This window comes from Corynebacterium sp. UMB10119B, assembly GCF_030228125.1.
Classification (GTDB): Bacteria; Actinomycetota; Actinomycetes; order Mycobacteriales; family Mycobacteriaceae; genus Corynebacterium; species Corynebacterium pseudogenitalium.
This window is the reverse complement of record NZ_JASPBG010000005.1, coordinates 76924-100576: the sequence shown is the minus strand read 5'-3', so window position 1 is coordinate 100576 and position 23653 is coordinate 76924. Positions and strand designations below refer to the sequence as shown.

The 23653-nt window shown below is 63.8% G+C and carries 23 protein-coding genes and 1 tRNA gene; 10 read left to right on the top strand and 14 right to left on the bottom strand.

Going from position 1 to position 23653, the window contains the following annotated elements:
- Window positions 1–15 precede the first annotated feature (15 nt).
- Both ygfZ and QP802_RS06045 read left to right on the top strand, forming a co-directional pair.
- On the top strand, window positions 16–1101 hold the full coding sequence (gene ygfZ / locus QP802_RS06050) for a CAF17-like 4Fe-4S cluster assembly/insertion protein YgfZ (protein ID WP_284817842.1): 1086 nt from the start codon (window positions 16–18) through the stop codon (window positions 1099–1101).
- A gap of 190 nt (window positions 1102–1291) precedes the next feature.
- The gene (locus QP802_RS06045; protein ID WP_070478076.1) at window positions 1292–1498 is read left to right on the top strand and encodes a DUF3073 domain-containing protein; all 207 of its coding nucleotides are present in this window, start codon (window positions 1292–1294) and stop codon (window positions 1496–1498) included.
- A gap of 378 nt (window positions 1499–1876) precedes the next feature.
- On the opposite strand, the gene purM is transcribed toward QP802_RS06045, so the two are convergent.
- Genes purM through QP802_RS06030 form a run of 3 tightly spaced genes read right to left on the bottom strand, consistent with a single transcriptional unit; the run spans window position 1877 to window position 4899 of the window.
- Window positions 1877–2950, bottom strand: coding sequence for a phosphoribosylformylglycinamidine cyclo-ligase (gene purM / locus QP802_RS06040; protein WP_256042169.1), 1074 nt, complete (start codon window positions 2948–2950; stop codon window positions 1877–1879).
- Complete coding sequence (gene purF / locus QP802_RS06035) at window positions 2947–4440, bottom strand: amidophosphoribosyltransferase (RefSeq protein WP_252931992.1); 1494 nt, start codon at window positions 4438–4440, stop codon at window positions 2947–2949. Before purF ends, purM begins: the two co-directional genes overlap by 4 nt.
- Before the next feature lie 21 nt (window positions 4441–4461).
- Window positions 4462–4899: a sterol carrier family protein gene (locus tag QP802_RS06030; RefSeq protein ID WP_168156162.1), complete on the bottom strand. Its 438-nt coding sequence runs from the start codon at window positions 4897–4899 to the stop codon at window positions 4462–4464.
- On the opposite strand from QP802_RS06030, the gene QP802_RS06025 reads away from it, so the two are divergent.
- Together QP802_RS06025 and QP802_RS06020 are read left to right on the top strand one after the other, a co-directional pair.
- Window positions 4898–5878: an acyl-CoA thioesterase gene (locus tag QP802_RS06025; protein WP_350338464.1), complete on the top strand. Its 981-nt coding sequence runs from the start codon at window positions 4898–4900 to the stop codon at window positions 5876–5878. The two genes, QP802_RS06030 and QP802_RS06025, sit on opposite strands and share 2 nt — an antisense overlap.
- 8 nt (window positions 5879–5886) lie before the next feature.
- Window positions 5887–6480 carry a hypothetical protein gene (locus tag QP802_RS06020; protein WP_143000794.1) on the top strand — a complete coding sequence of 198 codons (594 nt, stop codon included), beginning with the start codon at window positions 5887–5889 and terminating at the stop codon, window positions 6478–6480.
- 10 nt (window positions 6481–6490) lie between these two features.
- Here the strand turns inward: QP802_RS06020 and purL are convergent, their stop codons facing one another.
- From purL to purD, 7 genes are all read right to left on the bottom strand, one after another.
- On the bottom strand, window positions 6491–8764 hold the full coding sequence (gene purL / locus QP802_RS06015) for a phosphoribosylformylglycinamidine synthase subunit PurL (RefSeq protein WP_256005476.1): 2274 nt from the start codon (window positions 8762–8764) through the stop codon (window positions 6491–6493).
- Window positions 8765–8771: 7 nt separating this feature from the next.
- Window positions 8772–9443, bottom strand: a complete 672-nt coding sequence (gene purQ / locus QP802_RS06010) for a phosphoribosylformylglycinamidine synthase subunit PurQ (RefSeq protein WP_070361935.1) — start codon at window positions 9441–9443, stop codon at window positions 8772–8774.
- Complete coding sequence (gene purS / locus QP802_RS06005) at window positions 9440–9670, bottom strand: phosphoribosylformylglycinamidine synthase subunit PurS (protein ID WP_070361934.1); 231 nt, start codon at window positions 9668–9670, stop codon at window positions 9440–9442. Before purS ends, purQ begins: the two co-directional genes overlap by 4 nt.
- An 87-nt stretch (window positions 9671–9757) precedes the next feature.
- Window positions 9758–11878 (bottom strand): S9 family peptidase, encoded by a 2121-nt coding sequence (locus QP802_RS06000; RefSeq protein WP_256005478.1) that lies wholly within the window; start codon window positions 11876–11878, stop codon window positions 9758–9760.
- A gap of 30 nt (window positions 11879–11908) precedes the next feature.
- On the bottom strand, window positions 11909–12805 hold the full coding sequence (locus QP802_RS05995) for a phosphoribosylaminoimidazolesuccinocarboxamide synthase (protein WP_070363439.1): 897 nt from the start codon (window positions 12803–12805) through the stop codon (window positions 11909–11911).
- A gap of 11 nt (window positions 12806–12816) precedes the next feature.
- Window positions 12817–14265 carry an adenylosuccinate lyase gene (gene purB / locus QP802_RS05990; protein WP_070478235.1) on the bottom strand — a complete coding sequence of 483 codons (1449 nt, stop codon included), beginning with the start codon at window positions 14263–14265 and terminating at the stop codon, window positions 12817–12819.
- A 26-nt stretch (window positions 14266–14291) separates the two neighbouring features.
- On the bottom strand, window positions 14292–15539 hold the full coding sequence (gene purD / locus QP802_RS05985) for a phosphoribosylamine--glycine ligase (protein ID WP_070478092.1): 1248 nt from the start codon (window positions 15537–15539) through the stop codon (window positions 14292–14294).
- Window positions 15540–15569: 30 nt separating this feature from the next.
- On the opposite strand from purD, the gene QP802_RS05980 reads away from it, so the two are divergent.
- Window positions 15570–15974, top strand: coding sequence for an HIT family protein (locus tag QP802_RS05980; RefSeq protein WP_070361932.1), 405 nt, complete (start codon window positions 15570–15572; stop codon window positions 15972–15974).
- On the opposite strand, the gene QP802_RS05975 is transcribed toward QP802_RS05980, so the two are convergent.
- The 4 genes from QP802_RS05975 to QP802_RS05960 all read right to left on the bottom strand — a co-directional run bounded on the left by QP802_RS05975 (window position 15971) and on the right by QP802_RS05960 (window position 19338).
- Complete coding sequence (locus QP802_RS05975; RefSeq protein WP_070478094.1) at window positions 15971–17365, bottom strand: sensor histidine kinase; 1395 nt, start codon at window positions 17363–17365, stop codon at window positions 15971–15973. The two genes, QP802_RS05980 and QP802_RS05975, sit on opposite strands and share 4 nt — an antisense overlap.
- Window positions 17366–17379: 14 nt before the next feature.
- A complete protein-coding gene (locus tag QP802_RS05970; RefSeq protein WP_070361930.1) occupies window positions 17380–18087 on the bottom strand; it encodes a response regulator transcription factor in 708 nt (235 codons plus the stop codon).
- A gap of 450 nt (window positions 18088–18537) precedes the next feature.
- Window positions 18538–18610: transfer RNA gene (locus tag QP802_RS05965), tRNA-Thr, on the bottom strand.
- The gene (locus QP802_RS05960; RefSeq protein ID WP_284817832.1) at window positions 18589–19338 is read right to left on the bottom strand and encodes a DUF364 domain-containing protein; all 750 of its coding nucleotides are present in this window, start codon (window positions 19336–19338) and stop codon (window positions 18589–18591) included. The genes QP802_RS05965 and QP802_RS05960 overlap by 22 nt, the downstream gene beginning before the upstream one ends.
- Window positions 19339–19383: 45 nt before the next feature.
- On the opposite strand from QP802_RS05960, the gene thrE reads away from it, so the two are divergent.
- From thrE to QP802_RS05935, 5 genes are read left to right on the top strand one after another with little or no spacing between them, the layout of a single operon-like run.
- The gene (gene thrE / locus QP802_RS05955) at window positions 19384–20847 is read left to right on the top strand and encodes a threonine/serine exporter ThrE (RefSeq protein WP_284817830.1); all 1464 of its coding nucleotides are present in this window, start codon (window positions 19384–19386) and stop codon (window positions 20845–20847) included.
- Window positions 20848–20902: 55 nt separating this feature from the next.
- Entirely contained in the window at window positions 20903–21265 is a 363-nt protein-coding gene (locus QP802_RS05950) for a hypothetical protein (RefSeq protein ID WP_070361929.1), read from the top strand.
- Window positions 21266–21267: 2 nt separating this feature from the next.
- On the top strand, window positions 21268–22551 hold the full coding sequence (locus tag QP802_RS05945) for an alpha,alpha-trehalose-phosphate synthase (UDP-forming) (protein ID WP_284817828.1): 1284 nt from the start codon (window positions 21268–21270) through the stop codon (window positions 22549–22551).
- Window positions 22548–22952, top strand: coding sequence for an META domain-containing protein (locus tag QP802_RS05940; protein ID WP_070478098.1), 405 nt, complete (start codon window positions 22548–22550; stop codon window positions 22950–22952). The genes QP802_RS05945 and QP802_RS05940 overlap by 4 nt, the downstream gene beginning before the upstream one ends.
- Window positions 22949–23632: a trehalose-phosphatase gene (locus QP802_RS05935; protein ID WP_284817827.1), complete on the top strand. Its 684-nt coding sequence runs from the start codon at window positions 22949–22951 to the stop codon at window positions 23630–23632. Before QP802_RS05940 ends, QP802_RS05935 begins: the two co-directional genes overlap by 4 nt.
- Window positions 23633–23653: the final 21 nt, after the last annotated feature.

The following is a 23653-nucleotide window of genomic DNA, read 5'->3' as shown; positions in this document are numbered from 1 at the left end:
GCTACGATGGTGGATGTGTTGAACTCTTCTCCACTTTTGCAACGCCCTGGCGCCGCAGAGTTTGCGGGCACGACGCCGCTCGACGCGAAGGGGGTCGCCTGGCACTACGGGGAGCCGCTCGGCGAACAGCGCGCCATGGACGCCCAGCCCGTCATCATCGACCGCTCGCAGCGCCGCATCATCGCGGTCGCGGGGCCCGACGCACCAGAGTTCTTAAACAACCTCCTCTCACAAAAGCTTGACGACGCCCCCTCCGGCTTCGCAGCCTCCGCCCTCGACCTCGACGCACAGGGCAGGATCCTCCACCACGCCGACGTCTTCTACGACGGCACCACGTTCTACCTCGACCTGCCAGCCGCGCAGTACGAAACGTTCACCGCGTTCCTACGCAAAATGGTGTTCTGGTCCGACGTCACCATCACCGACACCGACTTGACGATCCTCACGCTCATCGGCCCAGCCGACGCCACGGAAGCCCTCGCGTCGATGGACGGCACGGCGTTTTCCCGGCGGGTGTCCCCGTGGACCGCGCACGCGCGCTTCGACATCGCGGTCGAACGCGATCGGATCGAAGAGGTCGTCGATGCGCTGGTGGAACGCGGCGGCGTGCTCGGCGGGCTGATGGCGTTTACCGCCGAGCGGGTGCGGGCCGGCGAGCCCGAACTCGGCGCCGACTGCGACGAAAAAACCATCCCGCACGAAGCCCCGCGCCTGATCAACCGCGGCGACCGGATCGCCGCCGTCCACCTGGAGAAGGGCTGCTACCGCGGGCAAGAGACCGTCGCGCGCGTGGAAAACATTGGCCGCTCCCCTCGGCTCATGGTGATGTTGCAGCTCGACGGCTCCGCACCCACCGAGCCAGAGATCGGTGCAACCATCCGGGCGGGCGGGCGCGCGGTTGGCACGCTGGGCACCGTTGTCCACGACGCCGACTACGGCCCCATCGCACTCGCCCGGCTAAAACGGTCCGCACTCAACGCCGGCACTGACGTCGACCTTGACATCGATGGCGTTTCCGCCCGCATCGACCCCGATTCCCTCCCTACCGACGAGGGCGAGAAAGCCGGGCGCAAGGCACAACAACGGCTGCGCGGCAACTAGGGCCGGGTGAGAGCCTCTGTCGAGACCCGGATTGGGGCTTGTTGTACAAAACACACAGGTCACCCCGTGGAGGGGAATTTTTGGGACGTTCGCGCTATTATGTCCTACAGGACAATTAACGAATCGAAAAGCATGAGGCCGCTCCCTGCCCGGGAGCCGCCCAGAAGAACCACCTCAAGGGGGTCACGCAATGGGTCGCGGACGCGCCAAAGCAAAGCAGACCAAGGTTGCTCGCCAACTGAAGTACAACTCTCCCGAAATGGACCTCGAGTCGCTCCAACGCGAGCTCGCAGGCAAAGCTCCGAAGAAGAGCTGGGAAGAGGACGACGACTACGAGGTAGATGACCAGTACGCCGATTACGCCGACTGGGATGCGTACGGCACCTCAGGCCGCTAAACGTCCAACGCTTACAAAGAACACCTGCTGCCCATCCGGGCCGCGGGTGTTCTTTTGGTGCCTTTAACACTCGTTCAGGGGCTGCTGGCACCAAGGAGACACCACATTCCTTGGTTTTAGGTAGAGGCCTGGCGTTTTCCCTGGTCGCTGGTCGGGCGGGAGGGAATTTGGTGCACGCACAGGAGCACGAGTGCCAAAGGACGCAGTTCCAAAACAGGCCACTTACATATCCACAGGTCACAAAAGGGCTAGATAACACTGGGTGCGTCCTTTGGCACTGAGGCCACTAAGGCGACACCACATTCCTGCACAGCCAATCAGCGACCTAGGCTTTTGTGAAGCCCGGTGATTGAAATTGCGGAATGTGGTGCGTGAGTCCTAAGAATGCTGGCCCCGAAGTACCGCGCGGGCATCCTCCCCGGCCTCGGCCGTGCGGACCTCGCCGAGGACCCAGCTGTCGATGCCGCGGTCCTTCAGCAGCGCCAACGCCTGGTCACGCGCTTCTGGTGCCACGACGGCCACCATGCCGATACCCATGTTGAAGGTCTTCTCCATCTCCTCGACGGGGACGTCGCCGACGGATTGGATGGTCTGGAAGATCGGACCGGGGGTCCAGGTGGAGCGGTCCATGTCGGCAACGAGGCCCTCAGGGATGATGCGCTCCATGTTGCCCGCCAGGCCGCCGCCAGTGACGTGGCAGAACGTGCGCACGTCGCACTCCTTGGCAAGCGCCAGGCAGTCGAGAGCGTAAATCTTGGTTGGTTCGAGGAGCTCCTCGCCGAGGGTGCGGCCGAGGGCGTCGACGTGGCCGTCGAGAGGCAGGCCGGCGCGCTCGAGCAGCACGTAGCGTGCGAGTGAGTAGCCGTTGGAGTGCAGGCCGGAGGACGCCATCGCGATGATGGTGTCGCCCTCGCGGACCTTGTCCGGGCCGAGGAGCTCGGAAGCTTCGACGACGCCGATGGCGGTGGCGGAAACGTCGTAGTCGTTAACGTCCATGACACCTGGGTGCTCCGCGGTCTCGCCACCGAGCAGGGCGCAGCCTGCCTGGACGCAGCCCTCGGCGATGCCGGAAACGATGTCAGCGACCTTCTCGGGGACGACCTTGCCGATCGCGATGTAGTCCTGCAAGAAAAGTGGCTCCGCGCCGCAGACGACGAGGTCGTCGACGCACATGGCGACCAGGTCGATGCCGATGGTGTCGTGCTTGTCCATCGCCTGAGCGACGGCCAGCTTGGTGCCGACGCCGTCGGATCCGGCCGCGAGCAGCGGCTCCTTGTACTTGCCCAAGGCGAACAGGCCGGCGAAGCCGCCGATGCCGCCCTGGACCTCTGGGCGGGAGGCGCGCTTGGCAAGGGGCGCGAGCAACTCTACGGCCTTGTCGCCGGCTTCGATGGAGACACCTGCGGCCTCGTAGGACACGCCCGAGTCAGCTGGGGTGTTGTGGTGGGTCATGATGCGTTTTCACCTTTCTGAAGACGACGAACAAGATCTGCGTTGTGGTTGCCCTCCGGGAGGCCGAGTGGGTACTCGCCGGTAAAGCAGGCCGCGCAGAGGTTGGAGGCTGGCTGGTTGGTGGAGGCGATCATGTCCTCGGTGGTGACGAACGCCAGGGAGTCCGCACCCACCATGGTCCTGATGGACTCGGCAACAACTTCTTCGTTGCCGCCGCGCCCGTGGTTGGCGATGAGCTCGCCGGGGCTGGCGAAGTCGATGCCGTAGAAGCACGGCCACTTCACCGGTGGCGAAGCGATGCGCACGTGCACTTCGGCGGCGCCGGCCTCGCGCAGCATACGGATCAGTTTGCGCTGGGTGTTGCCGCGCACGATGGAGTCATCCACGACGACGAGCTTCTTACCCTCGATGACTTCGCGCACCGGGTTGAGCTTCAGTCGCAGGCCCAACTGGCGCAGCGTGTCCGAGGGCTGGATGAAGGTGCGGCCCACGTAGGCGTTCTTCATCATGCCCTGCTTAAACGGGATGCCGGATTCCTCGGCGTAGCCGATGGCGGCCGGGGTGCCGGACTCTGGGACCGGCATGACCAGGTCGGCGTCGACGGGTGCGACGCGGGCCAGGCGGCGTCCGATGTCGATGCGGGCGCTGTTGACGGATTGGCCGTCGACAACTGAGTCGGGCCGGGCGACGTAGACGTACTCGAAAACGCAGTGCGCGTGTGGTGCGTCGGCGAAGCGCTCGGAGTGGACGCCGGTCTCGTCGATGGCGATGAGCTCGCCCGGTTCGATGTCGCGGACGAAGGAGGCGCCCACGATGTCCAGCGCACACGTTTCGGATGCGACGACCCAGCCGCGTTCCAGGCGGCCGAGGCACAGTGGGCGCACGCCGTGTGGGTCGCGGGCCGCGTAGAGGGTCTTACCGTCGGTCACCATGAAGCAGAACGCTCCCTTGACGCGCGGCAGGAGTTGGCGCGCGGATTCCAGGAGGGTGACGTCGTCGCGGATGGCGTCGGCGAGGAGGGCAGAGACGACCGCCGTGTCGGAGGAGGAGCCCTGGCCCTCTACCCCGTCGGCGGGGATAAGCTTGCGCTCCACGGCCTCGCGCTGCAGCTCGACGTAGTTGGTCAGGTTGCCGTTGTGTGCCAGCGCGACGTCGGTGCCGTTGGGGCTGACGCGATACATTGGCTGCACGTTGTCCCACGAGTTGTTGCCCGCCGTGGAGTACCGGGTGTGGCCGATGGCGACGTCGCCTTGCAGCGCGCCGAGCGTCGGCTCGTCAAAGATTTGGCTGACCAGCCCGATGTCCTTGAACACCACCACTTGGTCATGGTCGCCCACAGCGATACCTGCGCCTTCTTGGCCGCGGTGCTGGAGGGCAAATAGTCCGAAATATGTCAGTTTTGATACGTCTTCACCGGGCGCCCAAACGCCGAACACACCGCATTCTTCGCGCGGCGTGTCATCCCCGATGTATTCCTCTTCGGTTCGCACGTGCTCTACTCTAACGAACACCTAGGGGTGAAGGGGTAGAACGGGCAGCCCTTTTTGGACTTCGTGGGCTCGGGAGCCGGAGGCGTCGATACGCCCGGCGCGAACTTCTTCCTCGAAAGTGGCACAACCTGTGGCGATTCGCAGCCAGGTGGTCGGGTCCATTTCCACGACGTTGGGCGGGGTGCCGCGGGTGTGGCGGGGGCCTTCGACGCACTGCACCGCAACAAACGGGGGTACTCGCAGCTCTACTGTGTGTCCGGGCATCTCGTGGGCGAGGGTGCGGGCGGTGCGTCGCACGGCGTCGGCAAGCAAAGCCCTGCCGGGCTTGTCGACGCCCTCTTCGTCCAACAGCCAGTCCTTGATTGCCAGGACGGCCGCTCGTGTCGCTGCCGGGTCCACCTCTGTCTTCTTCGGTGCCTTCCTCTGTGCCATGGATTTCATATTATGCTGTGGTGCCATGAAGTCTCCTTCCATCACGCTGCGTTTCATGGCGGCTCCTACAGATGTTCTCCACGCGGGCGCCCAGGGCGTCTCCGGTGGCCGTGTGTTGCAGTGGATCGACAAGGCGGCATACGCGTGTGCCGCGCAGTGGTCTTCGACCTACTGCGTGACTGCCTACGTCGGCCACATCCACTTCACCCGACCGATTCCGTCGGGCCACATTGTGGAGGTCCGTTCCCGGATCGCGATGACTGGCCGCACTTCCATGCACATCGTCAACGAGGTGCTCTCGGCAGACCCCCGGGAAGGTGTTTTCACCCGCGCGTGCGACTGCCTGGTGATTTTCGTGGCAAAGGATGCAGCTGGGCGCCCAACCCCGGTGCCGACATTTACGCCTGAGACCGATGAGGAACGCCGCGTGGAAGCCGCCGCGATCTCCCGCATCGACCTGCGCAAGGCCATCGAGGCGTCCATGCTGGAGCAGACCTACACGGACGACTCCACCGCACCACGCACCATCCACCGCTTCCTGGCCAAACCGACCGACATCAACTGGGGCGGCGATGTGCACGGCGGCACCGCCATGGAGTGGATCGATGAGGCCGGTATGGCCTGCACGATGGAGTGGTCCGGGGAACGCACCGCAGCGGTGTACGCGGGCGGCATCCGCTTCTATAAGCCGATCCACATCGGCGACCTCATCGAGGTGGAAGCACGCCTGACCAGGACAGACTCCCGCTCGATGCATACCTCCATCTTTGTTCGATCGGGGGACCCGCGCGGCGGACGCGAGTCGCTCCAGAACGCGATTCACGCCACGGTGACCTACATCGGTATCGACATCGACGGCAACCCGCTGGCCGCGCGCAAGTTCACCCCAGTCACGGACGAGGACAAGCGCCTCTGGGAGCACACGCAGACGCTCAAGGACCTGCGGGCGCAGTATGAGCCGGAGCCGCTGGTGCGCCCAGACGATGCGCAGCAGCGCGTCGACTAGTGGCGGCTATGTCAGTGCTGAAGCGAACCGCTGCGCTGCTGGCCGCGAGCGCCTGTGTGGCCGGTTCACTGGTTGGCTGCGCGGCGCCCCAGCCGAAGACGGCGACCGCGCTGCAGTTCCGCCAGTCCGCCGCCGTCACGCTCCTCGGCGATAGCGGCGGGGCGTACCACTTCCGGGCACGCGTAGAGAACCCCCGCGTCATCTCAGGACAGGAGGCACGCAGGCGTGTCGGCAACTACACCAACGCCGACACCGCGCTCGCCGACGTGACCCAGCTGCGCTGCTTCGACATCAGCTACATCTACACCGGCAACACCGCAGGCGACAGCCCCGACGAGGCCGTGCTCAGCCCCGACATCACCATCGTCGGCGAAGGCAACGTGGCGGCGAACCGCGTGCGCAACTTTGCCACCCAGCTCTGCGACACCGTAGATCTCCCGGTCCTGCCACGGGACCCGCAGGCGCTCGTTCCCAATCAGACCTACAACCAGACCTTCGTCAGCTTCTCCATCGACGACGCAGGCCAGCCCGGCGTTGAGGCAACAGGCCTGCGCATGGAAACGCCGCCAGGCACCGTAATGACCTGGCGGCATAACCTCTAAATCGCGCTAACTACAGCGCGGCGTTCGGGGCCGTCGCGTTGCCGAACAGTGCCGGCAACGTATTCGCCCACGCGTCGGCCAGCGCGGCCACGGCGACGGAGTGCTCACCGAAGGTGATCTGGCCGTCGTCGGTGGTGGTGCCCAACACGTGCGCTGGGACGCCGGTTGCGTTGGCGCGCTCGATGGTGGCGTCGACAAGCGATGGATCCACCGCGACGAGCACGCGGGAGGCGGACTCGGAGAACAGCGCGGTGAACGCGTCCTCGTGGACCGCCGAAAGGTCCAGCTTGGCGCCCTTGCCGGAGCCCAGCAGCATCTCGAAGACAGCCTGGGACAGGCCACCTTCTGAGAGGTCGTGCGCGGCAAGGATGTCCTTGTTCGCGTGCAGCAGCTCGCCGAGGCGCTCCTCGTTGGCAAGGTCTACCTGTGGCGGCAGGCCGCTCAGGCCCTGGCCGGAGATGTCCTGCCACACCGAGCCGCCGAACTCCGCCTTCGTGTCACCCAGCACGAGCAAGGCCTGCTCGCCCTCGCCCTTCGGCAGGCGGTGCGGGATGGCGGCGTTGACGTCCTCGATCACGCCGAGCACGCCCACGACTGGGGTCGGCAGGATTGGGGTCTCGCCGGTCTGGTTGTAAAAGGACACGTTGCCGCCGGAGACCGGAATCTCCAGCTCAGCCGCACCGTCGGCGAGGCCGTGGACAGCTTCGCGGAACTGCCACATCACGTCGGGGTTCTCAGGGGAACCGAAGTTGAGGCAGTTCGTCACCGCGACCGGCTTCGCGCCGGTGACCACAACATTGCGGTAGGCCTCCGCAAGCGCGAGGCGCACACCCATGTTCGGGTCCAGGTAGGCGTAGCGGCCGGACGCGTCAGCGGAAATCGCCACGCCGCGCGAGGTCTCCTCGTTGATGCGCAGCACGCCCGCATCCGAGTACTGGGCCTGCACGGTGTTGCCACGCACGTAGCGGTCGTACTGCTGCGTAATGAAGTCGCGGGAGCACAGCGCCGGGGAGGCAACCATCTTGAGCCAGGTAGCCTCCAGGTCCTCCGAAGTATCGACGTCCGCCTTCGCCTGCACGCCATCAAGCCATTCGGGGCGCGCGTACGGGCGGTCGTAGACCGGGCCTTCGTCGATCGATGACGGCGGCGCGTCCAGTACCAGCTCGCCCTTGTGGTAGACGAGGTAGCGGTCCTTCTCATCGGTGACCTCGCCAATCACGGCCGCACCGACCTCCCACTTCGCGCAGATCTCCATGAAGCGATCCACGTTCTCAGGGGTGACCACGGCGCACATGCGCTCCTGGGACTCGGACGCCAGGATCTCGGCGGCGCTCATATTCGCCGCGCGCAGTGGCACGTTGTCCAGGTTGACGGTCATGCCGCCGTCGCCCGCCGCAGCCAGCTCGGAGGTAGCACACGCCAAGCCGCCGCCACCGAGGTCCTGAATACCGACGACAACGCCGGCCTTGTACAGCTCCAGGCAGCACTCGATGAGGACCTTTTCCGCGAACGGGTCGCCAACCTGGACGGCTGGGAGCTTGCGCTCCTCGCCTTCCTCGAAGGTCGCAGAGCCCAGCACCGACACGCCGCCGATGCCGTCAAGGCCCGTGCGGGAGCCGAAGAGGACCACCTTGTTGCCAGTGCCGGACGCGAACGCCAGCTTCAGGTCCTCGACCTTGAGCGTGCCCACGCACAGCGCGTTGACCAGCGGGTTACCCGCATATGCTTCGTCGAAGACGGTCTCGCCGCCAATGTTCGGCAAGCCCAGCGAGTTGCCGTAGCCGCCAACGCCGTGCACCACGCCAGGCAGGACTCGCTTGGTGTCCGGCGCGTCAGCAGGGCCGAAGCGCAGCTGGTCCATCACCGCGATTGGGCGCGCGCCCATCGCCATGATGTCGCGCACAATGCCGCCCACACCCGTCGCGGCACCCTGGTAGGGCTCCACGAAGGACGGGTGGTTGTGGCTCTCCACGCGGAAGGTCACCGCGTCGCCGTCACCGATGTCGACGACGCCCGCGTTCTCGCCGATACCGGCCAGAATTTTCGACGCCATCTCCTCCGTCATCGTCTCCCCGAAGTAGCGCAGGTGCACCTTGGAGGACTTGTAGGAGCAGTGCTCGGACCACATGACGGAGTACACCGTCAGCTCCGCATCCGTCGGGCGGCGGCCCAGAATGCGCTTGATCTTTTCGTACTCGTCGGTCTTCAGGCCGAGTTCCGCGTAGGGCTGCTCCAGCTCAGGAGTCTGCGCGGCGTGCTCCACCGTGTCATTATGTACAGTCATTGTTTCCCTACGCTCCGATCGAAGAAATAGCGGACAAGAACAACCCGAGCCCGTCCGTCGACGGCCCCGTAAGCGCCTCAATCGCGTGCTCCGGGTGCGGCATCAACCCCACGATGCGGCCGTTTTCGCTCGTCACACCAGCAATCGCGTTGATAGAGCCGTTGAAGTTATCCGTGTAGCGGAACACCACGCGGCCTTCCTTCTCCAGCTGCTCGATGGTCTCGGCGGACGCCTGGAAGCGGCCCTCGCCGTGCTTCGCCGGCACGAGGATCTTGTCCCCCTCGTTGAAGCGGTTCGTCCACGCGGTCTCCGCGTTGGCCACCTCAAGGTAGGTGTCCACGCAGTAGAAGTTCAGGTGCTGATTGCGGGTCAGCGCGCCCGGCAGCAGTCCAGCCTCGGTGAGGATCTGGAAACCGTTGCAGATGCCCAGCACCGGCATGCCCTTCTTCGCAGCCTCCACCACAGCGCCCATCATTGGGGCTTGCGCGGCGATGGCTCCGGAACGCAAATAGTCCCCGTAGGAAAACCCACCGGGGACCACGACGGCGTCAACACCCGTCAAATCTTCATCAGCGTGCCACAGCGACTTCGGCTGTGCGCCAGCCAGGCGAACCGCACGCAACGCATCGACGTCGTCGAGCGTGCCTGGGAACGTGATTACACCGATGGTTGCCGTCATCGAACAACCTCGAAGTCTTCAATCACCATATTTGCCAAGAGGGTTTCGGCGACGCGCTTGAGCTCATCGTCGGACACGGTGTCGTCGACTTCGATTTCAAAGCGCTTGCCCTGACGCACGTCCTCGACACCGTTCACCCCGATTCTGCCCAGCGCTCGCAGGACAGCTTGGCCCTGCGGATCCAAAATTTCAGCCTTAGGCATGACATTTACCACGACTTTTGCCATGAGAATCCTTCGTGTCTCGGAGGTCATTACGACGAAGACAGTATAACGAACGGATCCCTCCCGCGGGAGTCCTTTATTTTGCGGCTGCTAGACGGTGCACGCCCCCGAGTGTACGAGCGTCCAGGCGTACTCGAACGCGGTCTGCTTCCACTTCTCGTAGCGGCCGGACACACCGCCGTGACCGGCGGACATCTCCGTCTTAAGCAGAATCTCCCCGCCCGTAGCTATCTCACGCAGCTTCGCCACCCACTTCGCGGGCTCCACGTACAGCACGCGCGTATCGTTCAGGCTGGTCACTGCAAGGATGTCCGGGTAGCGCTGGGCTGTGATGTTCTCATACGGGGCGTAGGAGGCCATGTAGTCGTACACCTCCGGGTCATGGTACGGGTCGCCCCACTCCTCCCACTCCACCACGGTCAGCGGCAGCTCCGGCATGAGGATTGAGGTCAGCGGGTCCACAAACGGCACGATCGCCTGGATGCCCGCGAACTTCTCCGGGGCCATGTTCGCAATCGCGCCCATCAGCATCCCGCCCGCCGATCCGCCCTCGGCCACAAGCGTGTCGTAGGAGCTCACGCCCGCGCGCACCAGCTCGTCGGCGCACGCGATGAAGTCGGTGAACGTGTTCTTCTTCGTGAGCATCTTGCCATTGTCGTACCAGCCGCGGCCCATCTCGCCGCCGCCGCGCACGTGCGCGCACGCCCACACCATGCCGCGGTCCAGCAGCGACAGTCGCGCCACGGAAAAGCCTGGGTCCACGGAGGACTCGTAGGAGCCGTAGGCGTAGAGCAGCGTCGGGTGCGGATGGGTCATGTCCAGGTCCGCGCGGTGCACCACGGAGATCGGCACCTGGGTTCCGTCGTCGGCCGTAGCCCACATGCGGCTGGCAACGTAGTCGGCGGCGTCGTAGCCCCCGAGCACCTCCTGCTGCTTCAGCAACGTCACGCCGCGGGTGGCCACCTGGTAGTCGAACAGCTGGGCAGGCTGCGTAAACGAGGTGTAGGTCAGCCGCACCACCGGGGCGTCCCACTCAGGGTTACCGCCGAGGCCCACGGTGTAGAGCTCCTCGTCGAACTCGAGCTCGCGCAGCGCGCCGAAGTTGTCCCCCTCCACAGGCGCTACCGCAAGCCTGCTAATGCCGCCGGAGCGGTAGGCACAAAACAGGAAGTCCCGGTACGTATCGACGCCCTCTACGCGCACGTCCGCGCTGTGCTCCACGAACGTCTCCAGCTCAGTCAGCGGCACCCGCGCATCCACCGGGCAGGTCCCCACTGCAAAGTTGGGGCCGGTGGCGTTGTGCGTGACCACCCAGTACCCGCGCCCGGCGAGCTCCGCGTAATCCAGGTCGTACTCCACGCCTTCCTCGCGCGGCCACAGCACCTCGAACTCGGCGGTCGGCGTCTCCAGGGGTACCGCGCGCCACTCGCTGGTCAGCTTCGAGCTGGCCACGATGTACAGGAACTGCTCGGCGCGGTCCCCGCCCACGCCGAGGTTGAAGCGCTCGTCGTCCTCCTGGTAGACCAGCACGTCCTCTGACGCCGCCGTGCCTACCTCGTGGCGCCACACCTGGTGCGGGCGCCACGCGTCATCAACGCGCAGGTAAAACAGGTACTGCTCCCCCGCCCACGTCGCGCCGTAAAAGGCACCTTCGATGGTATCCGGCAGCAGCTCGCCGGTCTCCAGGTCCTTGATGCGCAGGTCGAAGCGCTCGTCGCCGGAGGTATCCGTCGAAAAGGCGAGCAAGCGCCCCGACGTAGATACCGCTGACGCGCCGAGTGAGAAGAACTCATGGCCCTCGGCCATCTCGTTGAGGTCAAGCAGCACCTGCTCCCCCGGCAGCGGCGAGCCGTCCTCCGGCAGCGTCGGCGGCGTCCACGGGTCGTCGCCGACCCGCACGCGGCAGGACACGCCGTAGCTCTTACCCTCGATGGTGCGGCCGTAGTACCACCAGTCGCCGTTGCGCTGCGGCACGGACATATCAGTCTCCTTGATGCGAGACTTCATCTCCTGGTAAACCTGCTCAGCGAGCGGGGCAAACGGGGCGGTCGCCTCCGCGGTATACGCGTTCTCCGCCTCCAAATAGGCAATGGTCTCCGGGGACTGCTTGTCCCGGAGCCACTCATAATTATCGACGAACTCGCGTCCATGAAACACGCGAGTCGTAGGGTGTTGTGCTGCCACTGGCGGTTGCGCGCTGAAATTCGTCATAGGCGACGAGTCTACGCGCAACCTCACGCCTTAGGCACGCGCCCCCGGCCAGTCCCCAAACTTCTCGCCGCTGAGGCGCTCGTACGCCTCGATGTAGCGGTCGCGGGTCGCCTCCACCACGGAACCAGGCAGCTCCGGTGGCTGCGTGTTCTCCGCAGGGTCCCAGCCGGACTTCGGGCCGGTGAGCCAGTTGCGCACGTACTGCTTATCGAAGCTCGGCTGCACCTTGCCTTCCTCGTACGTATCGGCTGGCCAGTAGCGGGACGAATCAGGCGTGAGTACCTCGTCCGCAAGGACCAGGTTGCCTTCCTCGTCGACGCCGAACTCCAGCTTCGTATCCGCGAGGATGATGCCCTTGGTCTCCGCGTACTCCGCAGCCTTGGTGTACACCTCCAAGGTGAGGTCGCGCAGCTGGGCAGCGAGCTTCGCGCCCACCTTCTCCTCCACATACTCGAACGTCACGTTCTCATCGTGGTCGCCCTGCGCGGCCTTCGTCGCCGGGGTGAAAATCGGCTCCGGTAACTTCGAGGCCTCAACCAGGCCCTCGGGCAGCTTCACGCCGCAGACCATACCGGTGCGGTCGTACTCTTTCTTGCCCGAACCAGTCAGGTAACCGCGAGCGACACACTCGAACGGAATCATCTTCAGCTTCTTCACCACGTACGAGCGGCCGAGGACCTCCTCCGGAATCCGGGGATCATCAACCGGGCCCGCCAGGTGATTGCGCACACCCGAAAGCAGGTCGAAGAAGAACATGGACGTGGCAGTCAGAATCCGGCCCTTATCCGGGATCGCCGGCTCCAGCGAGAAGTCGAACGCCGAAATGCGGTCGGACGCCACCATCAATAACGTTTCGTCATCCACCTCGTAAATCTCGCGGACTTTGCCGCCAGCCAGGTGGGTATAGTCAGAAAGCTCTGGACGCATGGACATAAAGGTTACAGAATCTCCCCTGGTTTGTACGCAGCGGCGTCCGGGTGGGCGTCGATAAGCTGTTGGATACGAGCGCACACGTTGCTGACCTGCGACTCCGCCGAGCCAATGAACGCGTGGCGGTCAGCCAACGCATCCTGCAGCTGCTCTTTGTCGAGCGGGAGGCGCTCATCAGCGGCGAGGCGCTCAATGAGGTTTTGTTCAGCGCCATTTTCGCGCATATCAAGCGCCATCGCAACCGCGTGCTCCTTGATAATCTCGTGCGCTGTCTCACGGCCCACACCCGCGCGTACCGACGCCATCAAGATCCTCGTCGTGGCCAAGAACGGCAGGTAACGGTCCAGCTCACGGTTGAGCATCGCCGGGAACGCACCGAACTCATCCAGCACAGTGAGAAATGTCTCAAACTGGCCGTCGATAGCGAAGAACGCGTCAGGCAGGGCCACGCGGCGCACCACCGAGCAGAACACATCGCCCTCGTTCCACTGCTGCCCAGCAAGGTCAGCGACCATGGTGAGGTAGCCGCGCAGGATCACCTGGAAGCCGCCGACGCGCTCGCAGGAACGCGCGTTCATCTTGTGCGGCATCGCCGAAGAACCAACCTGGCCCTCCTTGAAGCCCTCCGTGACCGTCTCGTTGCCGGCCATCAGGCGGATCGTGGTCGCGAGCGACGACGGACCCGCTCCCAGCTGCACGATCGCCGAGATAGCGTCGAAGTCCAGGGAGCGCGGGTAGACCTGGCCGACCGAGTCAAAGGTGCGCTCGAAGCCGAGGTGGCGCGCCACCGACTGCTCCAGCTGGCGCAGCTTCGCTTCGTCGCCGCCCATCAGGTCCAGCATGTCCTGTGCAGTACCCATCGGGCCCTTGATGCCGCGCAGCGGATAGGCCGCCAGCAGCGTCTCGATGCGCTCAACCGCTACCAGCATCTCATCCGCCGCCGATGCGAAACGCTTGCCCAGCGTCGTGGCCTGCGCCGCAACGTTGTGCGAACGCCCCGCCATCACCAGGGTGGAGTACTGATCCGCCCGGTTCCCGATCGCCTTGAGTACCGCAACCGACTTGTCGCGAATCAGCTCCAGCGAGCGGTAAATCTGCAACTGCTCGACGTTCTCGGTCAGGTCACGGCTGGTCATCCCCTTATGGATGTGCTCGTACCCGGCCAGCGCGTTGAACTCCTCAATGCGCGCCTTCACGTCATGTCGCGTGACCTTCTCACGCTCAGCGATAGAGCCCAGGTCCACCTTGTCGACGACCGCCTCGTACGCAGCGATCGCCTCCTCGGGAATCTCGACTCCCAGCTCACGCTGCGCCTTCATCACGGCGATCCAGAGCTGACGCTCCAGAATGATCTTGTGTTCTGCGCTCCACAGCGTCGCCATCTCCGGCGACGCGTAGCGGTTCGACAGGACGTTGCTATTGTTCGGTTTCAACAGTTTCTCAGCCACGACGCTGATTATCGCACAACGTCCCGACACGCGCGCTAGATACGGATTTCTCCCTCAATCGCGCGCCGCCCAATGTCCTTGCGGTAGAAGGAACCCTCGAGCGAAATCTGCTCAATCACCTGGTAGGCAGCGTCCACCGCATCCTGCAGCGTTACGCCCTTACCCAGCACGTTGAGCACGCGCCCACCGGCCGAGACGTACTCCCCATCCTTGGTCGCGGTACCTGCGTGCAACACCACGTCGGGGTTGTCCAGGTCGGCGCCTGCAATGACGTCCCCGGTCTTGGGGTGCTCCGGGTAATCCTTCGCCGCCAGCACCACCGTCGCAGCGTAGCCGTCCTCCCACTCCAACGGCGGGAGCGTATCGAGGCTGCCCGTTGCTACGGCGTAGAGGACGTCGACAAGCGGGGTACGCAGCAGGCTAAGCACCGGCTGAGTCTCCGGGTCGCCGAAGCGAGCGTTGAACTCCACCACCGACGGGCCCTCCGGCCCCCACGCCGCGCCAACGTACAACAGACCCTGGTACGGGATACCGCGAGCGACCATCTCACGCGCAACCGGGCGCGCAATCTCGTCCACGATGCGGTCCACGCCGCCCTCCGGCAGCCACGGAAGCGGCGTGTACGCGCCCATCCCACCAGTGTTCGGGCCCTCGTCATTGTCGTAGGCGCGCTTGTGGTCCTGCGCTGGCAGCAGCGGCACCACGGTCTCGCCGTCAACGAGGCAGAACAGTGACACCTCCGGGCCCTCCAGGAAGGACTCGAACAGCACGGGGTTGCCGGCCTCAATCACCGCGCGAGCGTGCGCGCGGGCCTCGGCAGCATCGAGCGTGACGACGACCCCCTTGCCGCCAGCCAGCCCATCATCCTTGACCACGTAGTGCGGGCCAAACGCCTCGATAGCGGCGTCGATATCCTCGATGTGCTCAACGCGCTGCGCCCGAGCCGTCGCCACACCCGCGGCGGCCATGACGTCCTTCGCGAATGCCTTCGACCCCTCCAGCTGCGCCGCGGCCTTCGTCGGGCCGAACGCCGGAATGCCCGCGGCCTGCAGTGCGTCAACCGCTCCCGCAACCAACGGCACCTCAGGGCCAATCACGACAAGCTCAGCGTCAACGTCTTTCGCCAGCTCGACGACTGCCTCAGGCGAAGCGACGTCGACACTCCTCACCTCAGCAAGTGGTGCCATGCCGGCGTTTCCCGGCGCGACAGTGAGCTCGTGTCCTGCAAGACCTTTCAACAGGGCGTGTTCGCGGCCGCCCGAACCGATAACAAGGATGCGCATGCCCACTAACTTACCGGTAACCTAGGCGCTATGAGCACTGTGTTTACAAAGATTATTCAAGGTGAAATTCCAGGCCGCTTCGTGTACAAGGACGAGGACGTCGCCGCGTTCCTCACCATCGAGCCGATCGCGTACGGTCACACGCTGGTCGTTCCCGTCAAGGAGATCGATAAGTGGACCGACATCGAGCCAGCGCTGTGGGCAAAAATGAATGACGTTGCCCAGCGAGTAGGCAACGCCATCATCGAGGCATTTGGCAGCGAGCGCGCCGGCTACCTCATCGCCGGCTTCGAAGTGCCGCACGCACACATCCACGTCTTCCCCGCCAACGACATGTCCGGCTACGACCTGTCCACCGTGATGAAGATGGACGAAACCGATCCGGCGAAGATGGACGAGGCCGCGGAGAAGCTGCGCGCAGCACTCGAGGCTTAATCCTTCGGGCCCTTCTCCATCGGGAGGGAAATGGTGAACGTGGAGCCCTCACCCGGCGCGCTTTTCACGGTGATAGTGCCGTCGTGCTGCTCGATGAGGGACTTCGCGATCGCCAACCCCAACCCCGAACCACCGCCGGAGGCGCGGTTCCTGGAGTTGTCCGCGCGGTAGAACCGCTCGAAGATGTGCTCCGCGTCCTTCTCCTCCATACCGCAGCCGTCGTCAATGACTTCGATGATGATGCGGTCCAGGTTCTCCCGCAACGCCACCGTGACCGACGCATCCTTGCCCGCGTGCTTGAACGCGTTCACAATCAGGTTCAGCAACACCTGGTGCAGCCGCGAGGGGTCACCGTTGACCGTCGGCACGCAGGAGGCGTTGTTCTCAATCGTGAGTGAACGCTCCGGGAACGCCGCATGCGCAGAGCTCACCGCCGAAGTCACCATCTCCAACACATCCACCTGGCGCTTATCCAGGCGAGTGCCCTCCGCACGAGTCAACGCGAGGAGATCCTCCACCAGCAACTGCATCCTGGCGGACTCCTCCTCAATCTTGCCGATGACCATGTCCGCATCCGGCGCCATACCCTTGCGGTACAGCTCCGCATACCCGCGCACACTCGTCAGCGGAGTACGCAGCTCATGAGAAGCGTCACCCACAAAGCGACGCATCTGCTCCTCCTTCAGCTGCGCATCCTCCACGGACTCCTGCAGCTGCTGCACCATCGTGTTCATCGCGTACGACAACTTGCCGACCTCAGTCTCCCTCGACCACACCGGCACCCGGCGCTTCGTATCGCCGTCGGCAATTGCAAGCGCAGTGTTCTCTACCTCACGCAACGGGGCCAACGCCTTACGAATATAGGTGCGCCCCGCGCACGCAATCCCCACCACGGCAAGGAGCCCAAATGTCGTTTCCACAATCGCAAGCCAACGCAGCACGCGCTGCTCCGCGTCAAGCTCTTTCGCAACATACTTCACAGTGCCGTCCGGCATCTCACGTGACATCGCGCGCCACTTCACGCCCGGCGCCACGCCTGTCGACGGCACCGTCACCGCCTTATCTTGCTGCTTGACCCTCGAAAGGTCCGGCGGTGTATCCACATACACCGGGCTCCACGACGTCCCGAACTGCGGATACCACGTCTCCTGATAAAAATCGCTCGGCGCACCCGACGACGGCACCCACGTCACCTGACCAACCCACGTGTCCAACCCCTCGCTGAGCTGGTCGTCGACACGCTGATACAAAATGCTGCGCATGAAGATATACACCGCAGAGAAGCTCACCACCAGCGCCAGCGTAGCAATCGCCAACACCAACGCCACCAGTTGCTTCTGCAGCGGCTTCGTCCTCGAGTACGCAAGCGCATGAAGCCGACGCCTACTCATCGGTCACCTACGCCTTACTTACGAGGTGTACGCAGCACATAGCCGACGCCACGCACCGTGTGAATCAACGGCACATCACCGTTATCCACCTTGCGTCGCAGATACGAAATGTACGACTCAACCACGTTGCCGTCGCCACCAAAGTCGTAGTGCCACACGTTATCCAGAATCTTCGCCTTCGACAGCACCACCTCAGCATTCAGCATCAAGTAGCGCAGCAGGTTGAACTCAGTCGGCGACAGCTCAATGATCTCGCCGGCCTTCGTCACCTCGTGCGTCTCATCATTCAACGTCAGATCGGCGTAGCGCAGCGTCGTATCCTCATCTGCGTCCTCCGTCACCTTGCCACGACGCAGAATCACACGCAGACGAGTAATCACTTCCTCCAAGGAGAACGGCTTCGTCACATAATCATCGGCGCCAATAGTCAGGCCGTGGATCCGGTCCTCCACCGCGTCCTTCGCCGTCAGGAACAACACCGGGCCGTCAATGCCCTCGCTGCGCAGCTTGCCCAACAGCTCAAAGCCATCCATCCCCGGCATCATCACGTCAAGGATGAACGCGTCCGGACGGAAGTCCTTCACCTTCTCCAGCGCCTCCTGGCCAGACCCCGCACTCTCAACCTCAAAGCCCTGGAACTTCAAAGAAACCGTCAACAACTCAACGATATTCGGCTCATCGTCAACAACGAGCACCTTTACAGGCTTCGTAGCCTCAGACATGTACAGTTCACTCCTTCATAGACCAGGGCATTCCACGCCTCCTGTTACTTCTCTCAGGAAACGCGTCGGCGCCACGAATGGCTTCCACGCCCGCGAACATAACTGTCTCTATCTAACGCCGTTTCTCTGAACGTTTCCTGTACACCCCCTGCACGTGGGTGAGTAAAACAGGGATAGTCCGCCGGGAGAGGCGGGGTTGGGGCCGGTTGGATTTCGTTCCGGTCGACCTCTTAGCGTCGACCAATGCAGGTCGTCGGGAATGACTGTGCATTGCCTGGGCACCAGATCTCACCGCCATCAAACGCTGAACTGGGGAAACGTCGCTTGGCCTTGGCGAGAATGGGGAAATTGGTGCACCGGGGCGATTGCGGGGCGTCGGGCATCAAAATAGTCAGGCACACCAACGCAAACACCCCCTACCCGTTATCCCAGGTAGGAGGTGTTGTGCAGAGCTAGAGACGAGACTTGAACTCGCAACCTACGCATTACAAGTGCGTTGCGCTACCGATTGCGCCACTCTAGCAGCGCTGAAGAGTCTACACTAACGTTCACTCGTTTACCGAAATCCCACTTCCTACCTCCACCGATGCCCTTCAGCGTCCCGACGAGCCCGGCAGGGTCGGTGGGGATGAACCCGGAAAGGGTGGTGGCGCCGGCATCGAAAAGCGTGGGTGTCATTGGGGTTGATGGACCGACAATGATGGTGTCCAGCCCGGATGCGAGCTCCAAGAGGCGGGGCATCGTTTTGTTCACGAGGGCAGAGGCGGTGATGAAGACTGCGTCCAGATTCGGGGCGAGGTATTCGAAGGCGGAGTCCGGATAGTCGCCGGGACGTTGGACTCGCTCGAAGACGTAGAGGTCGGCGACGTCGTGGAGGGTGCGCTCCAGGCCTGGGAAGTGCCCGACGACGCCAACGCGCTTGCCGGCGTAGTGGGAGGCGTAGGCGACGAATGCGTCCGGAGCTTCGGCGAAGTGGGATGCGTCGCGGTTCACCCAAGCATTGATGGCGGCGAGGCCGACGCCGGCTTCGGCGAAGTTCCACGATGTGACCATGGAGGCGGCGTCGATAAGAGGGCGTCCGATTGGGGACTCGGAGAGGACGGGGCGGCCGTCGCCGGAGTAGACGGCGGCGATGCCGACGTGGCCGTCGGAGGTGCGGAGCCAGGCCCAGTGGGGTGCGATGCCGAAGTCGGTGACGGTGATGGTGGTCGGGGTGGCGTCGATAAGTTGCTCGTAGAGTTGCCAGGTCATGTGGCCATTCTAGGCGTGTCGGGGTGGCTTGCTAGGGTCGAATACGTGAACTTGAATTCGCTGTGGGAGTTTGTCCGCGGGTCGCGCCAACATGTGGCAACGATTGACGCGGCGCGAACGTCGCCACCGCCGTCCGTGCTTGCCCCGATCGATCTGACGGATACCGCGCAGGTAGCCGGGGTGATGAGTATTGCTGCGCGCATTGGGGAGATCCTGATCGCGAATGGCACGACGTCTTCGGATGCGATTGCGCAGATTCACACAGTGACGTCTTCGTATGGGCTGCACTACTGTCATGTGGACATCACCGTGAACACGATCATGATTAACACGATTATTGGGGTGCACAAGCGTACCCCGGTCAACGTGTTCCGCGTGGTCACGATGATGAGCGAAAACTACCACAAGCTGCAGGAGGCGGACCGGCTGATTCGCTCGATTCGTTCGGGTGCCACGCCACCGGAGCTTGCGGAGAAAATCCTCGACGATATTGATAACTCCCCTATCCCGTGGCGCAATACGCGGTACCTGGCGGGTTGGCTGGTGATGGGCGCGGCCGTCGCGATTTTGCTGGGCGGGGACTTGTTCATGTCAGCGATCGGCGGCCTGACGTCGTTTCTCATCATGGGATTTAACAAGATTCTGTCCCGCAACTCCCTGCCTTACTTCTTCCACTGCGCCATCGGCGGCTTCTTGACGACGATCCCGGCGGCGCTGTTCTACGAGGTCGCGCCGATGATCGGCAAGACGATTGTGCCCAGCCAAGTGATCGCGGTGGGCATCGTGGTCCTGTTGGCGGGTCTGACCTTGGTGCAGTCGCTGCTTGACGGGGTGACGGGCTCGCCGGTGACGGCCTCGGCGCGATTCTTCCAGACACTGCTCTTTACCGGCGGCATCGTGGCTGGTGTCGCGATTGGGTTGAACACGTGGGAGCTCATGGGCCTGGGCTTGCCTCCGCTGGAGACAATGCTGGGGACCCCAACGTTTAGTGGTGCGGCGGCGCGTATTGCGGGGAGTACGTTGGCGTCGGCGTCATTCGCGGTGACGTGCTTCGCGGAGCGCCCCGCGGTGGTGGTGGCGGCGTTTACGGCCGCCGCCGGTTCGAGTATGTATTACCTGTTTTTGATCCCAATCGGCTCCGGTGCGTTGATGGCGACGGCGGCGTTGGCGTTCGTCGTCGGCCTTGCGGGTGGTTTGATTGCCCGCCGTTTCCTGATCAACCCGGTGATCACCGCGGTGGCTGGTGTGACCCCGTTCCTGCCTGGCTCTGGTGTGTATCGCGGGATGTACGCCATGATGAACGAGCAGATCGTGGTGGGCCTGACCAACCTGTTCATGGCGGTCGGCACCTGTATGGCGCTGGCTGGCGGTGTGGTGTTTGGCGAGTGGGTGGCGCGCCGTCTGCGTGCCCCGCAGCACTACATTCCGTACGAGGCTTTCAAGCGGGCCGGGCGCTTCACGTTCCAGCAGATCCGACGACGGAGGCCCCCAGGCGGGCTTCGTCACTAATATTGGCGTAGAATCGTTGTGCTAGTAATGCGCGTCATACAAGGAGGAACCCGTAGTGCCACCCAAGATCACCGACTCTCGCCCCTCGCCTGAGGCGCTCCACGCCGTTGAGGAGCAGACAGCATCTGGTGCTCGCAGGATTGTTGCTACCTACGCCGAGGACTTTTTTGATGGCGTGACCTTGATGTCCATGCTCGGTGTCGAGCCACAGGGCTTCGTGTACAAGAAGTACGCGGAGGAAGTCCTGGGCGCTGAGGAAGAGGAAGAGCCGAAGAAGGCGACCAAGAAGAAGGCTACGAAGAAGAAAGCCACCAAGAAGAAGGCTTCTAAGAAGAAGGCCACGAAGAAAAAGGCCACCAAGAAGAAAGCAACAAAGAAAAAGGCCACCAAAAAGAAGACTGTAAAGAAGAAGTCGTAGTTGTGAATGAGTTCGTAGTGGTGGCTAACCGCCTGCCCGTCGACCGTGTCGAGGGCGGGTGGAAGGCGTCACCCGGCGGGCTCGTGGCTGCGCTCGCACCCGTGTTGCGGGCACGCGCCGGTTGCTGGGTGGGGTGGTCCGGCGCGGTGGATGAACCGGTCGCGCCGTTTCGCTTTGATGGCATTGACCTGCACCCGGTGACGTTGGACGCCCAGGACTACGAGGAGTTCTACGAAGGTTTCTCCAACTCGACGTTGTGGCCGCTCTACCATGACTTGATCGTGGCCCCGCAGTACAACGAGCAGTGGTGGCGGCGCTACCGCGACGTTAACGTCCGCTTCGCGCGCGCGACCGCCGAGGTGGCGGCGCAGGGCGCGACGGTGTGGGTGCAGGACTACCAGTTGCAGCTGGTGCCGGGCCTGCTGCGCGAGATGCGCCCCGACCTGACCATCGGGTTCTTCCTGCATATTCCATTCCCCTCCCCCGACCTGTTCCGTCAGCTCCCGTGGCGCGAGGAACTCATCGGCGGACTCAACGGCTGCGACCTGGTGGGGTTTCAGCGCGAGGCGGATGAGCGCAACTTCCGCGCGCTCGTCGGCGACGATAACAACAGCCCGCGCAGTGGAACGTTCCCGATCTCGATTGACCCGGCGGCGGTGCAGGTTGGCTCGCCGGAAGCGGTGGCGAAGCTGCGGGCGTCGGTAGGGAATCCTGGGGCCCTGATGCTGGGGGTGGACCGCATGGATTACACGAAGGGCATCCTGCAGCGTTTGCTCGCGTTTGAGCAACTGCTCGAGGAAGGTGTCGACGCCACCCTGATCCAGCTGGCCACTCCGTCGCGGGAGCGCATCGAGCACTACCGCGAGACCCGCCGCCAGGTCGAAGAGGCCGTGGGCAGGATTAACGGCCGCTTCGGCTCGGTGGGTCGCCCTGTGATCCACTACATGCATCGCGGTGTATCCAAGCAGGAGCTGGGCACGTTCTATGCGGCTGCGGACGTGATGTTGGTGACGCCGTTTAAGGACGGCATGAACCTGGTGGCAAAGGAGTACGTGGCCTGCCACCCGGACGGGGACGGCGCGTTGGTGCTGTCCGAGTTCGCCGGCGCGGCCGTGGAGCTGCACGATGCGTATTTGTGTAATCCGTTCGAGGGGGCGTCGATACTTCGGGCGATGCGGGAGGCACTTGACCCGGATCCGGAGCGGATGCGGCGGATGTATGCGCGCGTGTTGGGGCACGATGTGCACCGGTGGGCCGCGGAGTTTTTGCAGGAGGTTGCGCGATGAAACGGCTGGTTGTTGCAGGTGCAGCACTGGGGCTGGCGGCGTGTTCGCCGGCGCCGCCGGTGTGGCAGGTCGTTGCGGTGTACACGGCTCCGGACACGCCGGGGGATGTGCCGGATCGGGCGAATGTGAGCATCGACGGTTCGAAGCTGACGGGCTCGACGGGATGCGGCAAGGTTGAAGGCGACGTCACGGTCACTGAAGACACGCTGACGGTCAACGAGATTTCTTTCGCCGACACGGCGGGCTGCGAGGGGGCGGCGCGCTACACGCACGATCAACTGGCGTCGCTGGTGGTGCCGGAGGCCACGTTCCGAATCAACAATGTCAGTGACACCGAGAAGGTACTCACGCTCGAGGGCGACGACGTGAACGAACCGAGCATACGGGTGATGATGCTGTGAGTTCCATCGCCTACTTATCGACGGCCCCTTCGCTCCTTGTCTGCCTCGATTTCGACGGCACGATCAGCGAGCTGAACCCGGACCCTTATGCGGTGAAACCGCACCCGGTGGCGCTGGAGGCGATTGAGCGCCTGGCGCACGCCCCGAATACGGAGGTGGCGATGCTGTCCGGCCGCCACCTGGAGGGCCTGCGCAGGGTGTTCCCGCTGCGGAACCCGGTGGTGTTGGTGGGTTCGCACGGCGCGGAGCCTGGCCCGGAGCTTACGTCGGAGGATGTCGAGTATTTGGACGCAATCGAAAAGCAGCTGGAGGCGATCGCGGTCCCGCCGGCGTACGTGGAGGTCAAGCCGTACCAGCGGGTGCTGCACGTCGCGCCGGTGGAGGACGCGGCGGAGCGCGAGCGCATGCTGGCGGAGGCGCTGCGGATTCAAACGCCTCGCCCTGTCACCCCGGGTAATAACGTGGTTGAGTTTTCCGCGGTGGATGTGTCGAAGGGCTCGTGGCTGCGGGCCCACAAGCAGCGCTTTGCTGCGACGCTCTTCGCTGGTGATGACGTCACGGACGACACAGCGCTAGCGGTGCTGGGGCCTGCGGATGTGGGGATCAAGGTAGGGGTCGACGTCGCAGGCGTGGACGAGATGGCGGCCTTCCTGAAGGCGCTCGCCGACGCTCGTTGTTGATATTCATTTTCAATACCACGT

Excerpts from the sequence above, each read along its gene's own strand:
- QP802_RS06045 (WP_070478076.1), top strand. The coding sequence starts at position 1,292 with ATGGGTCGCGGACGCGCCAAAGCAAAGCAGACCAAGGTTGCTCGCCAA.
- purM (WP_256042169.1), bottom strand. The coding sequence starts at position 2,950 with ATGACCCACCACAACACCCCAGCTGACTCGGGCGTGTCCTACGAGGCC.
- QP802_RS06025 (WP_350338464.1), top strand. The coding sequence starts at position 4,898 with ATGAAGTCTCCTTCCATCACGCTGCGTTTCATGGCGGCTCCTACAGAT.
- QP802_RS06030 (WP_168156162.1), bottom strand. The coding sequence starts at position 4,899 with ATGGCACCACAGCATAATATGAAATCCATGGCACAGAGGAAGGCACCG.
- QP802_RS06020 (WP_143000794.1), top strand. The coding sequence starts at position 5,887 with ATGTCAGTGCTGAAGCGAACCGCTGCGCTGCTGGCCGCGAGCGCCTGT.
- purL (WP_256005476.1), bottom strand. The coding sequence starts at position 8,764 with ATGACTGTACATAATGACACGGTGGAGCACGCCGCGCAGACTCCTGAG.
- purQ (WP_070361935.1), bottom strand. The coding sequence starts at position 9,443 with ATGACGGCAACCATCGGTGTAATCACGTTCCCAGGCACGCTCGACGAC.
- purS (WP_070361934.1), bottom strand. The coding sequence starts at position 9,670 with ATGGCAAAAGTCGTGGTAAATGTCATGCCTAAGGCTGAAATTTTGGAT.
- QP802_RS06000 (WP_256005478.1), bottom strand. The coding sequence starts at position 11,878 with ATGACGAATTTCAGCGCGCAACCGCCAGTGGCAGCACAACACCCTACG.
- QP802_RS05995 (WP_070363439.1), bottom strand. The coding sequence starts at position 12,805 with ATGCGTCCAGAGCTTTCTGACTATACCCACCTGGCTGGCGGCAAAGTC.
- purD (WP_070478092.1), bottom strand. The coding sequence starts at position 15,539 with ATGCGCATCCTTGTTATCGGTTCGGGCGGCCGCGAACACGCCCTGTTG.
- QP802_RS05980 (WP_070361932.1), top strand. The coding sequence starts at position 15,570 with ATGAGCACTGTGTTTACAAAGATTATTCAAGGTGAAATTCCAGGCCGC.
- QP802_RS05975 (WP_070478094.1), bottom strand. The coding sequence starts at position 17,365 with ATGAGTAGGCGTCGGCTTCATGCGCTTGCGTACTCGAGGACGAAGCCG.
- QP802_RS05970 (WP_070361930.1), bottom strand. The coding sequence starts at position 18,087 with ATGTCTGAGGCTACGAAGCCTGTAAAGGTGCTCGTTGTTGACGATGAG.
- QP802_RS05960 (WP_284817832.1), bottom strand. The coding sequence starts at position 19,338 with ATGACCTGGCAACTCTACGAGCAACTTATCGACGCCACCCCGACCACC.
- QP802_RS05940 (WP_070478098.1), top strand. The coding sequence starts at position 22,548 with ATGAAACGGCTGGTTGTTGCAGGTGCAGCACTGGGGCTGGCGGCGTGT.